The 13,938-nt window shown below is 59.8% G+C and carries 11 protein-coding genes; 6 read left to right on the top strand and 5 right to left on the bottom strand.

Translation table 11 applies throughout. The annotated features are described in order from the left end of the window. Positions 1 to 19 precede the first annotated feature (19 nt). The gene (locus ACILSQ_RS07635) at positions 20 to 1,294 is read left to right on the top strand and encodes a hypothetical protein (RefSeq protein ID WP_395743000.1); all 1,275 of its coding nucleotides are present in this window, start codon (positions 20 to 22) and stop codon (positions 1,292 to 1,294) included. Positions 1,295 to 1,298: 4 nt separating this feature from the next. On the opposite strand, the gene ACILSQ_RS07630 is transcribed toward ACILSQ_RS07635, so the two are convergent. The 4 genes from ACILSQ_RS07630 to ACILSQ_RS07615 all read right to left on the bottom strand — a co-directional run bounded on the left by ACILSQ_RS07630 (position 1,299) and on the right by ACILSQ_RS07615 (position 4,820). Then, entirely contained in the window at positions 1,299 to 2,147 is an 849-nt protein-coding gene (locus tag ACILSQ_RS07630) for a metal ABC transporter permease (RefSeq protein ID WP_395742999.1), read from the bottom strand. A 276-nt stretch (positions 2,148 to 2,423) separates the two neighbouring features. Further along, positions 2,424 to 3,251, bottom strand: coding sequence for a metal ABC transporter ATP-binding protein (locus ACILSQ_RS07625; protein ID WP_395742998.1), 828 nt, complete (start codon positions 3,249 to 3,251; stop codon positions 2,424 to 2,426). Between the two features lies 1 nt (position 3,252). Continuing rightward, positions 3,253 to 3,681, bottom strand: coding sequence for a hypothetical protein (locus ACILSQ_RS07620; RefSeq protein ID WP_395742997.1), 429 nt, complete (start codon positions 3,679 to 3,681; stop codon positions 3,253 to 3,255). 176 nt (positions 3,682 to 3,857) lie between these two features. Then, positions 3,858 to 4,820: a metal ABC transporter substrate-binding protein gene (locus ACILSQ_RS07615; RefSeq protein ID WP_395742996.1), complete on the bottom strand. Its 963-nt coding sequence runs from the start codon at positions 4,818 to 4,820 to the stop codon at positions 3,858 to 3,860. A gap of 77 nt (positions 4,821 to 4,897) precedes the next feature. Between ACILSQ_RS07615 and ACILSQ_RS07610 the strand changes: the two genes are divergently transcribed. The 4 genes from ACILSQ_RS07610 to ACILSQ_RS07595 all read left to right on the top strand — a co-directional run bounded on the left by ACILSQ_RS07610 (position 4,898) and on the right by ACILSQ_RS07595 (position 10,678). Beyond that, positions 4,898 to 6,982, top strand: coding sequence for a TonB-dependent receptor (locus ACILSQ_RS07610; protein WP_395742995.1), 2,085 nt, complete (start codon positions 4,898 to 4,900; stop codon positions 6,980 to 6,982). A 280-nt stretch (positions 6,983 to 7,262) separates the two neighbouring features. Continuing rightward, positions 7,263 to 8,612: an exopolysaccharide biosynthesis polyprenyl glycosylphosphotransferase gene (locus tag ACILSQ_RS07605; protein ID WP_395742994.1), complete on the top strand. Its 1,350-nt coding sequence runs from the start codon at positions 7,263 to 7,265 to the stop codon at positions 8,610 to 8,612. Between the two features lie 84 nt (positions 8,613 to 8,696). Then, on the top strand, positions 8,697 to 9,617 hold the full coding sequence (locus tag ACILSQ_RS07600) for a glycosyltransferase family 2 protein (protein ID WP_395742993.1): 921 nt from the start codon (positions 8,697 to 8,699) through the stop codon (positions 9,615 to 9,617). Positions 9,618 to 9,721: 104 nt separating this feature from the next. Continuing rightward, on the top strand, positions 9,722 to 10,678 hold the full coding sequence (locus ACILSQ_RS07595) for a PEP-CTERM sorting domain-containing protein (RefSeq protein WP_395742992.1): 957 nt from the start codon (positions 9,722 to 9,724) through the stop codon (positions 10,676 to 10,678). A 118-nt stretch (positions 10,679 to 10,796) separates the two neighbouring features. Here ACILSQ_RS07595 and ACILSQ_RS07590 read toward each other — a convergent pair whose 3' ends face one another. Further along, positions 10,797 to 11,957, bottom strand: a complete 1,161-nt coding sequence (locus ACILSQ_RS07590; protein ID WP_395742991.1) for a KamA family radical SAM protein — start codon at positions 11,955 to 11,957, stop codon at positions 10,797 to 10,799. Positions 11,958 to 12,404: 447 nt separating this feature from the next. Between ACILSQ_RS07590 and ACILSQ_RS07585 the strand changes: the two genes are divergently transcribed. After that, a complete protein-coding gene (locus ACILSQ_RS07585) occupies positions 12,405 to 13,934 on the top strand; it encodes a DUF4080 domain-containing protein (RefSeq protein ID WP_395742990.1) in 1,530 nt (509 codons plus the stop codon). The last annotated feature ends 4 nt before the right edge of the window (positions 13,935 to 13,938 follow it).

Genomic DNA, 13,938 nt, shown 5'->3' with positions numbered 1-13,938 from the left:
TTCGCGTCGACTCGATGAAATGGAACCTGCCAAGTGGCTCGCAGATTCTAAATTCTTATTGTTTCTGGCGCTGACAAACGAATGGGTTAAAAAGCAGGATGCTACAAAGAAGTTACTGCTCCCAAGTGATTTTTTTCCAAATCATGAACCGACGGCTCAACAACTGGTTAGAAGCCGAATCGCGGGCGAGGACGATTCAGGGGTTGGATTCCGCGCCAACAAGAGTCTTCGTGACCATCTCGCTGAACTTCGCCGGGAACTCAGCGGTATTGAGGTTAGGCAGGATGTAACTGCTCGGCGTCAGACGTTGGAAACACTGGCGACAACATTGGAAACTGTGCATGTCTGGGAACAAGCTAGCGTGACGCTGGAGCAGCTCGCCACCCTCAACGAGAAGCTCAAGGATACGGTTGGACACGTGAATGCACTCATTCGGTCCGGTACTGCACGCTACAGGGCTGAGCAATATCTGCACGCAATGCCCCTCCTTGAGAAAGCCCTTGAAATCATCCAAACGGACTCTCGTCTCGGTTTAAGCCGCAGCCGAATCAAGGCCATGGATTATATTGCGCTTATTCATTTGAGGTCAGGAAGGCCTGGCGACGCCCTCGCGCTGTTCACAGGTCCCAATCGGGCGGAGCGCCGCACGTTTCCTACTCCTCCTCTGATGTGGGCGGCTTTGGCAAATCGTATGGGGCTATGTCACTTGGAACTTGGCAACTTCAATCGTGCTCACCGGCTGCTTTGTGCTGCCCACCGACTTCGGAGCAAACACGGAGCGAAGACAGAAGAGGCGAGAACTATAGCGAACCTTGCTTTGATTTCATTCAGACAAGGAATGGCAGGGGAAGTTTTGTGGTTCAAACGGGCTTACGTGATGTTCATGCTTGCCTTGCGTTGCCAAGAAGCCGCAAAAGATGTCACTGGACAGGTGCGAACTCAGTTTTACTTGGGTCATTGCTGTCGTTTCTTGGATGAGCAGCTAAATAAGTCTAATCTAAGCTCAGAATATGAGAACATTACGTTTGATATTGATGCTTTGCTGTTTCCGAATCGCTACGTTCGCAACTTCCTCACATTACTCTCAGGCGTTCATTTTGGCTCTGGGACTACTCCCGTCAAACGGATCGAATTGCGCCGACGAGCCGCTTACCATTATGAGCAATCGCTCACTTTAGGTGCGGGAGGTATTGGCGATGCGTCTGTAGCGATGGAGGCCAAACGAGTTTTAGACAAACTGCGCGGAGTTCAGGAATTAGACGGTGGAGTCCAAAAATCAACAACTGAGCAATAGTGCATCACGCCCTCCCCCTCCTCCTGCTAAACAACCCATACTTCGGACTGCACACATACGCCGCCACGAAAAACACCCCCAGCACCACGATGATCGTGGCGCTCACGCTCCACCCCAGCGGATACGACAGAAAGAACGCCGTCACCGATCCAATCGCGCCGATGATCCCTCCGCCCCAGAACAACGTCCGCGCGTTGTTCGTCAGCAGATACACCGTCGCCGCCGGGGCCACCATCAGCCCCACGCTCAGGATGCAGCCCACCGCCTGCAGCGATGAGATTAAGACCAGGATCGTCACCGCAAACGTCGCATAATTTAAGAGCCTCACCGGCACCCCCAGGCTCGCCGCAATGTTCGGCTCAAACAGATAGATGAGCAGCGGCCGTTGCAGCGCCGTCAGCGTGATCACCGCAATCGCGCTGATCCCAAACGCGATCCACAAGTCCGAGTCCGCCATGCCCACGATGCTGCCAAACAGCCACTCATCCAGCTTCTGCCGCATGTCCAGGTTCTTCAAGATCAGCACCCCGCCCGCAAACGCCGTCGTATACAGCACCCCCATCGCCGTGTCCTGATCCAGCCGCGACGTCCGCGAAAGAAAGATCGACCCCAGCCCCACGATCAGCGCCGCAAAGATCGCCCCGCCCAGCGCGCTCCACTGCGTCAGCCCCGCGATCAGCACCGCCAGCGCAATCCCCGGCAGCAGCGAATGCGACAGCGTCCCAATCTTGAGCGCATCCTTCCGCAGCACCACAAACGCACTCACAAACCCATTCGCAAACCCAATCATCAAACACGCCATCAGCGTCCGCTTGGCAATCGGCTCAGCAAGAAAGTCAGTGAAGGTGGCCATAAGAAAGGGGAAAGGCTGATTTATATCAAAGGCAGCTTAAAAGGGTCTGGATGGAGCCGCGCTTATTTTTTTAACCACAGAGGCACGATGGACACAGAGGTCTGAATTGAATCCTGATTGGAAATCTCTGTGTTTCATCGTGCCTCTGTGGTTATCAATTTGGAGCCTTTTGCCGTTCAACGTCTTCATTCCCATCAAATTCCGGTCTCTGCGTCGTTCCAATCTCTTGCGGTGCAGAATTCTGGAGGATCGGATTAGTGTGCCATTAGTGTTCGATTAGTGGTTAGAATTTTTCTGCCCTTGGCTCTCCGCTGGCTCCAAGTTGTCATACGCCGCCGCCACATGCTCCGGCGTAAACGCCTCCGCCACCGGCCCAAACACCACCTGATGCCTCCGGATCAAGAGCACATCATCAAAGATGTTCGTTACCGTCTGCAGATCATGATGACTCGCAATCAAGAGCCGCCCCTCCGCCGTCAGCTCCTTAAACAGGCGGCTCAGATTCTCCTGCGCCGGCTTGTCCAGCCCCGTGAACGGCTCATCCAGCAGCAGCACATGCGCCTCCTGCGCCAGCGCCCGCGCGATGAACGCCCGCTGCTGCTGCCCGCCTGAGAGCGCGCTGATCTGCCGGTCCTGCAGATCGCACAGGTCCATGCTCACCAGCGCCCGCTCCACAATCTCGGAATCATGCTTCGAATACTGCCGCCACCACCCCAGGTTCGGGTAGCGACCCATCTCCACCAGCCCGCGCACCGTGATCGGAAAATTCCAGTCCACATCCCCACGCTGCGGCAGATACGCAATCTCATGGCTGCTCCGCGTCAACGCCCGGCCACGCCACAAAATCTTTCCTCTCCCGCTCGGAATCAGCCCCGCCAGCGACTTCAGCAACGTGCTCTTGCCCGCCCCGTTCGGACCAATCAGCGCCATGCTCCGCCCACACTCCGTCGCAAAGTTGATGTGCTCCAGCGCCCGCACCTCCTGATACTGCACACTCAGATCCACCACCTCCAGCCGATGATGCGCCGTATGCGCACACCCACCGCCCCAGCAGACATGCTCCTCCTTCGTATGCGTGTGGTTATGGGATGTCGCAGCGCTCATGTCAGTTCCACTTTAAAGTAATCACCTCATCCATCTTCCCATCCGCCGACCACCGCGTCTCACTCCGCGTCGCCAGCCCGTCCGGCTCCACCTCCAGCGTGATCGCACTGTCCGGCGTACCTTCCGGCCACGTCGCCTTCAAAAACACATCCACCCCCTCCTTGGGCGAGGGCAGGGAAGCATCCATCTCCATCGGCGAATCCTCAATCCCCGAAACCAGCTCCTTCTCCCCAATCTTCACACTCAGCGTCACCGGCCTGTGCGCATACCGCACCCGCACCAGCCCCTTCACATTCGTCACCTCCACCACCTTCGCAGGAGCATCCGCCTTCGCCACACTCACCGTCCCCGTCAAATGACTCAACGGCACCGCCAGCACCACAAACATGAGGCCAAGCAAAAAAATCTGAATCGGCGGAAAACCACGCATGACGTCAGGTACAGTTAAAAAGGCGGTTCAAGGAGTTCATTAAACCGCAGAGGATGGACGGACGCAGAGAGTAGCATTTCATCGGTCTTTTCCGTCCTCTGCGAACGTCCATTCTCTGCGGTTCAATTGGTGGGAGTGTCGGCATTTAGGTCCCTTCAAACAGCTCGTCGCACGACTCACTTCGCAGCAGGCGCAGCCGGAGCCAGCGCCGCCACAATCGACCTCACATTGTGCGCCAGCATCGTCTCAAACGTATGCGCCACCTTCGCCGTCCCATCCGCCACCAGCGGCTCCCCAATCTTCACCCCCGTGCTCCGCGCAATCTCCGCCAGCACCTTCGGATTCGCCTGATCCTCCGGGAAGATCGCCTTGATCCCATGCTCGCGGATCTCCTCGATCGTCTCCGCCACATGCTTCGAAGAAGCATCATCACTGCGCCCGATGCCCAGCAGCGAGATCGGCTCAAACCCATACTCCTTGCAGAAATACCCAAACGCCCCGTGCGCCGTCACCAGCAGCCGATCCTTCTTCCCCACCTTCGCAATCTCCTTCTGCGCCCAGGATTTGAGTTCCCCAAAACGCTTGCTCGCCGCCTTCGCCCCCGCCGCATACGCGCTCGCATTCGCCGGATCGATCGCGCTCAGCTCCTCCGCCACAATGCGCGCCGCCCGCTTCATGTTCTCCGCGCTGTGCCACCAGTGCGGATCCTCCGCCCCATGGTGATGATGATCATGCTCATCATCATCATGACCCTTCTCCTTCCCTTTCTCCGCAGGCTCCTTGTCTCCATGCTCATGATGATGCTCCTCAAACGGGATGGACGGAATCTTCGCCCCCACCTCCACCAGCTTCACATCCGCACCCAGGCTGTCCCGCAGCTTATCAAGGAAGGGCTCCAGCCCCTTGCCTGAAGCCAGCAGCAGCTTCGCGCCCCGCATCGCCGCCAGATCCTTCGGCGCCGGCTCAAAATGATGAATATCCGCCCCCGGCTTCAAGATCTCCACCACCTCCACATTCGCCCCACCCACCTGCTGCGCCAGATCCGCCAGGATCGGATGCAGCGTCGCCACCTTGGTGGCTCCAAAAGTCGGAACAGCAGCAGCGGCCAGAAAGCAGAGAGATCGGATGAGGTGCTTCATAAAAAACAACTAGGACATGAAAAATCGAAAATACAAATGATTTGCAATTGCAACTGACTTGCATATAAAATGTAAATATGCAACTCACTTGCAGTTTCTCCCGCTCTCTCTTCTGGCTCATCTCCCTCACCGCCTGGGCCCCCGTGATTGCCGAATCCGACACACAACTACAACAGAGGGTATTGAATTCTACCCCCTCAGAAATCGAGATACCTATGGAGGAGATGGTTATTACGGCGCCAGCGGCTCCAAAACTCGACCAAGCCCCCTCCGTCCTCAGCGGCCAGAACCTCACCCTCGCCATCGAGCCCAGCCTCGGCCAGACCCTCGCCCGCATGCCCGGCGTCAGCAGTTCCTACTTCGGTCCCGCTGCCAGCCGCCCCATCCTCCGCGGCCTTGATGGCGACCGCGTCCGCATCCTCCAAAACGGCCTCAACACCATCGACGCCTCCGCCACCAGCCCTGATCACGCCGTCAGCTTCGACACCTCCAACCTCAAGTCCGTCGAAGTCGTCCGCGGCCCCGCCACCCTCCTCTACGGCCCCAACGCCATCGGCGGTGTCGTCAATTCCCTCGACGGCCGCATCGTCGAAGAAAAACTCGACGGCACAATCCGCGGCGCCCTCAATGACCGCTACACCTCCGTGGACAATGGCTACCTCACCAGCGCCATGATCGAAGGCGGCTACAAAGGCCTCGCCTTCCACGTCGAAGCCTTCACCCGCGCCGCCGAAGACTTCCGCATCCCCGGCAACGCCCGCACCACTGCCGAGCAGACCAGGAACCCCCTGCCTCCAGGCGACAAAGAAGTCAGCAAAGTCATGCCGAATAGCAACCTGCGCTCCGAAGGCGTCACCAGCGGCCTCAGCTACATCTGGGACAAAGGCTTCTTCGGCTTCGCCTGGACCGAGTTCCACACCAACTACGGTTCTCCAGCCGAGCCCAATGTCGTCATCGACATGCATCAGCAGCGTCTCGATGTGCGCGGCGCCTTCTACAAGCCCCTGAAGCTCATCAAGGAGATCAGCTACAAACTCGCCGCCTCCCGCTATCAGCACACGGAGTTTGACAGCGGCACCCCGTCCACCCTGTTCAAAAACAACGGCTACGACGCCCGCGTGGAGGCCAAGCACGAGAAGATCGCCGGCACGGAAGGCGTGGTCGGCTATCAGTCAAACCGCAGCGAGTTCAGCACCTCGGGCGATGAGGCCTTCCTTCCGCCGACGATCTCGCAGGCGGATGCCATCTTCCTCTACGAAGACCTCGCCCGCGGACCGGTGAGCTTCCAGTTCGGCGGCCGCTACGATCACATTTCGGTCGAGTCCTTGTCGAGCGCCGCCTTTGGTCCGGGGCTGGCGCGCAGGTTTGACAATCTCAGCGGCTCCGTGGGCGTTGTTTTCACACCGAATGACGAGTACGCCGTGGCCTTCACCATCAACCACGCAGAGCGCGCCCCCACCTATCAGGAGCTGTTTGCAAACGGCACCCACGCCGCCACCGGCGCCTTTGAAATCGGCAACTCCAGCCTCCAGCAGGAAAAGTCGCTGGGCTTCGATTTGAATGTGCGCAAACGCACCGGCTGGGTCACCGGCAGCGTCAGCGGTTACTACAACCGCTACAGCAACTTCATCGGCCAGTTCCCCACCGGCATCGTCCACGTGGTCAATGGCGAGAGCTACAACGAACTCCTCTATCAGGCCACCAACGCCGAGTTCATCGGCTCCGAACTGGAGACCACCTTCCATCTGCTCCATCCCCTCACCACAGACACCTCCACGCCCCAGAACAACGTGCATCTGCAGTTCCGTGCCGATGTCGTGCGCGCACGTGATACCAGGACGGGCCTCTCCCTGCCGCGCATCCCTCCCTTCCATCTTTCCAGCACCCTGAGCCTGGAGCGCGGCCCCTTCGGCGCACGGCTGGAAGGGATCTACGCCGCACCGCAGAGCCAGCTCGCGACGAACGAAACCCGCACCAACAGCTACTTTCTCGTCAATCTAACCCTCACCTACCGCATCGTGCAGGGCCCGAGAACTCTCGATCTCTATGTGAAAGGCATGAACCTCACCAATGAAGACGCCCGGGAGCACACCTCCGTCCTCAAAGACCGCGTGCCCCTCCCCGGACGTGGCCTCGTGGCCGGGCTCAAGCTGACATTTTAAAAAAGAAAAGGAGTACAGCCTCTCAAATTCGAGACGCTAAACCGATTATTTTTCCAAATGTAGGATAATTGTCATAGGATTTGGTTGCGGAGTAAATTTATACTGAGTATAATTTAGGTATTCAGTAGATTTTAAAGCGATGGAGGCCACCAACTCTAATTCCAATATCCTAGCCCCAGGTGCCGTCTTGAAGGCCCTTGAGGCCCGGCGTACCTGGCGCGAAAAGGAGCAGCTATCACCACATTTTTGGGTGCTTATCAGCATTTTGGGTGATTTAATAATGGCCATACTGGCCGCCTACTCCGCCTACGGCCTCCGCTTCCACACCATCCTCCGCGAATTCGGCAACTTTGACGCCATGACCTTCCGCCAGTACAGCGGGCACACGGCGCTGGGAAGCCTCTCGCTCATCCTGGTGCTTGGCTGGCAGGGGATCTATCACCAAAATGTCCTGCTGCGCACCCGCTGGGTATCTTCAAAAATCGCCAAGGGCATCCTAGTTTGGACCGCCGGGTTCCTGGCCATCACGCTGGCGCTGAAACTGCAGCCCAGCATTTCCCGCGTGTATGTGATGCTCAATGGAGCCACCGCACTGCTGCTGATCCTGGGCTGGCGCTCTGTTTTCATGTCCTGCCTGCGTGCTCCCGGGCGCATTGAGGCGCTGCAGCAGCGCACTCTGTTTGTGGGATGGAATGCCGAGGCGGTGTCCTTGTGGAAGACGATGAAGCGGGATCAGGCCTGCGCTTTTGACATCCTGGGCTGGGTCAGGACGGGCGGCCCCGAGGATGACCAGCCCGCTGACAGCGGTGTGCCCTGCCTCGGAGATCTGCACGAAGTCGAGCACCTGATCACCACGCATGCGGTGGACATGGTGGTCGTCGCGGACCTGCACGGTCCGCGCGAGCAGATGATCGCCCTGGCCAATCTGTGCGAGCGCGAAATGATCCAGTTCAAGGTCATACCGTCTTACTTCAGGGTGTTCGTGTCCGGCCTCACGCTTGAGACCATCGCCGGTACGCCGGTGCTGGGCGTCACCCGTCTGCCGCTGGATGATACTTTCAATGTGATGACCAAGCGCGTGGTCGATATCATCGGCGCTGCCATCGGGCTCGTGCTCAGCGCCCCCGTCATCGCCTTTTTCAGCGCCGCCGTGTGGCTGGAGTCGCGGGGGGCGGTGTTTTACCGCCAGCGCCGGTGGGGCTTCAACGGGGTGCCCTTCGACATCATCAAGATCCGCTCCATGAAGATGGATGCCGAGGCTGCCAAGGGGGCGCAGTGGTGCGTGAAAGACGATCCGCGCCGGCTCAAGGTGGGCGCCTTCATGCGGAAGTGGAACGTGGATGAACTCCCGCAGTTCTGGAATGTGCTGAAAGGGGAGATGAGCCTCGTCGGGCCGCGTCCGGAGCGCCCGGAACTCATCGAAGGCTTCAAGCACCAGATCCCTCATTACAATGCGCGCCACCACTCCAAGCCCGGCATGACGGGCTGGGCGCAGGTGAACGGGCTCCGCGGCGACACCGATCTCGGAGAGCGCATCCAGTGCGATCTCTGGTATCTGGAAAACTGGAGCCTCTGGCTGGACTTCCAGATCATGCTGCTGACCTTCTTCAAGCGGGACAACGCTTATTGAGGAATTGAGTGAAATCGTGGTGGCATCTGCCGCCTGTCTAGGCATTCGTCCTGCGGCACCCGGATTTCGTCTTTTTACCGCCTCATGCCGCTGTTCACGGTTTACACGCCCACCTACAATCGCGCCCACACGCTGCACCGCGTGTTTGAGAGCCTGCAGGCGCAGACCTGCCGGGATTTCGAGTGGCTGGTGATCGACGACGGCTCCACGGATGACACGCCCGCGCTGATGGCCCGTTACGAGAGTGAGGCCGGCTTTCCGGTGCGCTACCTGCGGGAGCCCCACCGTGGGGCGCATCATGCGCACAATCTCTCCCTCCGTGAATCCCGCGGCCAGCTCTGGCTCAAGCTGGACTCTGACGACGGCTGCGTGCCTGAGGCGCTCGCGCGTTTGCAGCACCACTGGGAAAATCTTCCCTCAGCCAATCGCGATTCCTTCTCGGGAGTGACCGGTCTGTGCCGTGATCAGAACGGCGCGCTGGTGGGCATGCGCTTTCCGGCAGATCCGCTCGACTGCTCGGCGGCGGAGCTCGAGTATCGGTACAAAGTGCGCGGAGAGAAGTGGGGCTGCCTGCGGCTGGATCTGCTGCGCCAGTTTCCCTATCCCGAGGCCGTGCCTGGCAATTTCATCCCCGAGTCCTACATCTGGTGCCAGATTTCACAAAGGCACCGGACACGGCACATCAATGAAGAACTGCGCATCTACTGGATGGACGCGCCCTCGCTGGTGCATGGTCACCGTGACCCGCGTACGAATGCCGCAGGGCACCAGCTCATGTTCAAGATGGTGCTCGATCTGGAGAGCCGCTGGTTCTTCACCGCGCCGCTGCGACTGCTGCGTGCGGCGGTGCAGTACAGCCGTTTTTCGTTCCTCAGCGGAGTGGGAATCACAGAGCAGGCACGGGATCTGCTTTCCTTCGGAGGGAGGCTGCTTTGGCTGGTGGGGCTGCCTGGGGGCGTCACCCTATGGGGGCGGGATTGCCTGAGGTTTCCTGTCCGCGTTTGAGGTGGGATTTGAAGGTTCAGAAGGCGTTATTTAGCGAAGGAATGCAGTGGGGGATTCACTTTGTTGACACCCGCCTTTTTCTGCATACGAGAGGCGCTGCGCCTATGAGCTTTCGTTTCACTTCCCTGATCGTCGTCCTTTGTGGTTCTTTGATTCTGCCCGCCTCTGCCGCTGTGACGGTTTACGAGGGTTTTGATTATGGCGCTGGAGACATCAACGGTGCCAGTGGTGGCACGGGCCTGGCGGGCTCGTGGAGCAGCCAGGGATCTGGGAACGGATCATGGGGGGCTCAGGGGTTCGAGCAGACCAGCGGGCTGACCTTTGCGAATCTTGACGTGAGCGGCGGCGCGGCCACCTTCAGTGCGATCAACGGAACGAATGGCACGGGTGTCATGTCACGCGGCCTGTCCAGCGCCTATGGCAGCGACTTCACAGTCTGGGGCAGCTACTTGTTCAACGCTTCCGGGGAAACCACCCCCTGGGCCGGGTTCACCCTTGCGGACGGGCAGACGATGTTTAACGACGCCAGCGGTCGCTTCGGTGTCGCAACGCCGTATGATGGCGCTTCCAACCTGAGCAGCTATGGCAGCTACTTTTTGGGAAATGGCGGCGGGTCCGGGGCGGCGATGAACTTGAACGAGACCTACATGTTTCTCTTCAAGTTTGACAAAAGCGGCAGCTCAGCGAGCGGCAGCATGGCCTGGCTGCTGAATGCGGCCCAGTTTACCAACTTCAAGACGAGTGATGACCTGCTGACGGAGAGCGAGCTGAATTCCGCGAGCATCGGCACCGGTGACTTGGATGTAATGGCGCGTCTGCAATACAGCAGCAGCGGTTACAGCAGCGTCAGCTCCTTTGATACTGTCACGTTCGACGCGCGCAATTTCTACACCAGCAATGCACGCACGATCACCGTGGACGAACTGCGCTTTTCAGACACCAGCCTGGATGAGCTGACTCCGGTGTTCGCCGCCACGCCGGAACCTTCCAGAACACTGCTGTTGATGGGTGGTTTGTTCGCCGCCGCAGCCCGTCGCCGCCGCAGTTCTTCCCAGCGGTGATCGCTGCTCGTCCTTGCCGGGGCGGGGCGCGCAGTTTGATTTCACAGAATGCTTTCTTAATAATCTCCGTGTTTCCGGTGGTGCAACCTGGGGTGGTTTTGCCGGCGGGAGCCCGCCCTTACCGCCTCACCAGCGCCGGCTCTGGATACTCGAAGGTTTTGCCTTCGTAGTTGCGGATGACGACGCGTTGTTCGTCGCGGACGAGGACGTAGTCGGGGTTGAGGGGGACTTTGCCGCCGCCGCCGGGGGCGTCGATGACGAACTGAGGGACGGCGTAGCCGGTGGTGTGGCCGCGGAGCTGCTCGATGATGTCGATGCCGTCCGCCACACTGGTGCGCAGGTGGGAGCTGCCCTGGATCAGATCGCACTGATAGAGGTAGTAGGGGCGCACGCGGCACATGAGGAGCTTATGCACGAGGCTCTTCATGACTTCGGCGTTGTCGTTTACGCCGCGCAGGAGCACACTTTGGTTGCCCAGGGGCACGCCGTGGTTGGCCAGCATGGACAGGCCGTCGCGCACTTCGGTGGTGAGTTCGCGGGGGTGGTTGGTGTGGATGCTGAGCCACAGCGGGTGGTGCTTTTGCAGCATCTTGCAAAGCTCCGGGGTGATGCGCTGCGGCACGAAGATGGGCACGCGGCTGCCGATGCGGACGAACTCAATGTGCTTGATGGAGCGCAGGCGGGTGAGCAGGGCGTCTAGCTTGGCATCGGAGAAGAGCAGGGGATCGCCGCCGGAAAGGAGGACGTCCCGCACTTCGGTGTGGCGCTCCAGGTAGCGGAAGGCGGCTTCAAATTCGGTGTGCAGCTCCTGCTCTCCCACGCCGGAGACCACGCGGCTGCGGGTGCAGTAGCGGCAGTAGCTGGCGCAGCGGTCGGTGACGAGGAAGAGCACGCGGTCCGGGTAGCGGTGGACGAGTCCGGGAACGGGCATGTGGCTGTCTTCGCCGCAGGGGTCGCTCATTTCATCCGGGTCTTCCCAGGTCTCTTCGATGCGGGGGATGACCTGCCGGCGGATGGGGCAGTTTGGATCTTCGGGATCAATGAGGTTGAAATAATGCGGCGTGATGGCCATGGCCAGCTTGTTGCCGGAGAGCAGCACGCCAGCGCGTTCCTCCTCCGTGAGCGTCAGGTGCTCTTCGAGCTGCTTGAGCGTCGTGATCCGGTTCTTGAGCTGCCAGTTGGAGCTGTTCCAGTCGGCGGGGGAGACGTTCTTTTCGGACCAAAAGCCTGGGGCCAAGGAGCGGAACTCCTTTTCAGGCAGCGGGATGGGGTCTTGCATGTACAGCGGGATCTGTGGCGCGGAGGTTAGGCGCGGATGGGTTCGAATGTCAAACGCGCCCTGCGGTCGTTTGGGTGCATTCCATCCATCGCCCGCCAGGTTTAACGCGGACGCGTGCTGCTCCCTGAGCGAACCATGGGGTGGGCAGATGCGTGAATCGAGGACGGAAAGAGTTTCCGCTTCAGCCTGAGATATTCACAAACCCAAACCGTCCGGCTCAATCGAGGTGGGCCACGACGATGTAGATGCAGAGGAGCAGGGCGGTGAACAGGAAAAGGTGACTGGGATGCAGTTGTTTCATGAATGGGGGCTCTTGAGTCTTGAAATTCAAGAACGACACCCCGCTTCAGCAGTGTGTGTGCCAAAAATGAGTCTCTGACCCTCCATGAGGTGTGATGGCAGCAAAGGCGTTTGCCGCCCGGGCACAACGCGGCCACACTTGGCGCGATGCCGGACATCGTTCTCGCCACGCTCAATGCCAAATACATTCACAGCTCCTTCGGGCTGCGCTACCTGATGGCGAACCTGGGGGAGCTGCGGGAGCGGGCGTGCATGGCGGAATTTCAGATCAACCAGGCGCCGCTGGAGATTGTGGAGGCGGTGCTGGCGCGGGAGCCGCGCATCGTGGGCTTCGGGGTGTACATCTGGAATGTGGTGGAGACGACGGAGGTGCTGGCGATGCTGCGGCGGCTGCGGCCGGACATCCGCATCGTGCTGGGCGGGCCGGAGGTCTCGTATGAATGGGAAGGGCAGGCCATTGTGGCGCTGGCAGACCATGTGATCACAGGGGAGGCGGACCTGAAGTTTGCCGAGGTCTGCGGTATTTTGCTGGGGGAGGATGACGCGGCCAGGGCGGCGCTGCCCAAGGTGATGCCAGCCGGGCTGCCGACGCTGGAGCGTGTGGCGCTGCCCTATGATCTCTATACGAAGGAGGATCTGGCGCACCGCATCCTGTATGTGGAGGCTTCGCGCGGCTGCCCTTTCACCTGCGAATTTTGTTTGTCCTCGCTGGATGTGCCGGTACGTGCTTTTGCGCTGGAGGCTTTCCTATCCGCGATGCAGGGGCTGCTGGATCGCGGGGCGCTGACCTTCAAGTTTGTGGACCGCACCTTCAATCTGCACCTGCCGACGAGCATGGCGATCCTGCGCTTTTTCCTGGACCGCTGGCGGGACGGGATGTTCCTCCATTTTGAGATGGTGCCGGACCGTCTGCCGGAGCAACTGCGAGGCATCATCCGGGAGTTTCCCGCGGGAGCGGTGCAGTTTGAGGTGGGGATTCAGACGTTTGATGAAGCGACATCGAAGAACATCAGCCGGCGGCAGAATCTGACGCGGCTGGAGGACAACCTGCACTTTCTGCGCGAGCAGACGGGCATTCACGTGCATGCGGACCTCATCGTGGGCCTGCCGGGGGAGGATGTGGCGAGCTTTGGGCGTGGCTTTGACCGGCTGGTGAAGATGGGGCCGCAGGAGATCCAGGTGGGCATTCTCAAACGGCTGCGTGGCACCCCGATCGTGCGGCATGACGATGAGTATCAGATGAAGTACTCGCCGGTGCCTCCTTATGAGATGCTGGAGAACCGCGACATCCCGTTTGTGGAGATGCAGCGCATGCGGCGCTTTGCCCGCTATTGGGACATGGTGGCGAACAGCGGCAACTTCACCGCCACACTGGCGCTGCTATGGCAGCAGGGGGGCTCCCCCTTTGCGCTCTTCATGACGTTCGCAGACTGGCTGCATGCGAAGCTGCGCCGCACCCACCAGATCGCACTGCCGGTGCTGGCGCAGGCGTTGTTTGATCACCTGACAGACGAGTGGGGTGTCTCGCCTGAGATTGCTGCGGCCGTCATGATGCAGGACTGGAACCGGGTGCCGGGGCGCGAATCTCTGCGGCTGAGCGGCAGCAAGATGGCTGAACGTGAACCGCCAAAGCGAGGCGGAGCGGGCAGCCGTCAGGCGCGGCACGTCGTGGCATGAGAGG

It is taken from the genome of Prosthecobacter sp., assembly GCF_044227185.1.
Classification (GTDB): domain Bacteria; phylum Verrucomicrobiota; class Verrucomicrobiia; order Verrucomicrobiales; family Verrucomicrobiaceae; genus Prosthecobacter.
Note: the sequence above shows the minus strand (reverse complement) of the source record. Positions and strands in the feature narration are given on the sequence as shown.